1 protein-coding gene is annotated in these 716 nt (G+C 67.7%); it reads right to left on the reverse strand.

The window, feature by feature from the left end:
- A partial coding sequence (locus QK440_RS41245; protein WP_282798395.1) for an alpha-amylase family glycosyl hydrolase occupies window positions 1-716 on the reverse strand: 716 nt, incomplete at both ends.

Below are 716 nucleotides of genomic sequence, written 5' to 3' on the forward strand. Positions count from 1 at the left end.
GACGAGGGCAGTTCGGTGTAGGAGCCGAGGCCGAAGGCGGGGTTCTGCTTGCGGATCTCGATCATGCGCCGGGTCCAGTGCAGCAGGGAGGACGGCGAGGACATGGCGGCCTCGACGTTGGTGACCTGGTAACCGTAGACCGGGTCCATGATCGCGGCCAGGCAGAGGCGGCCGGGGTCGCAGGAGGAGAAGCCGGCGTTGCGGTCGGGGGTCCACTGCATGGGGGTGCGTACCGCGTCGCGGTCGCCGAGCCAGATGTTGTCGCCCATGCCGATCTCGTCGCCGTAGTACAGGATCGGTGAGCCGGGCAGGGACAGCAGCAGGGCGGTGAACAGCTCGATCTGGTTGCGGTCGTTGTCCAGGAGCGGGGCGAGGCGGCGGCGGATGCCGATGTTGGCGCGCATGCGCGGGTCCTTGGCGTACTCCGCGTACATGTAGTCGCGTTCCTCGTCGGTGACCATCTCCAGGGTCAGTTCGTCGTGGTTGCGCAGGAAGATGCCCCACTGGCAGCCCGAGGGGATGGCCGGGGTCTTGGCCAGGATCTCGGAGACGGGGTAGCGCGACTCGCGGCGCACGGCCATGAAGATCCGCGGCATGACGGGGAAGTGGAAGGCCATGTGGCACTCGTCGCCGCCGTTCTCGAACGAGCCGAAGTAGTCCACGACGTCCTCGGGCCACTGGTTGGCCTCGGCCAGCAGCACCGTGTCCGGGTAGTG

It is taken from the genome of Streptomyces sp. CC224B (genome assembly GCF_030010595.1).
Taxonomy (GTDB): Bacteria; Actinomycetota; Actinomycetes; order Streptomycetales; family Streptomycetaceae; genus Streptomyces; species Streptomyces longispororuber.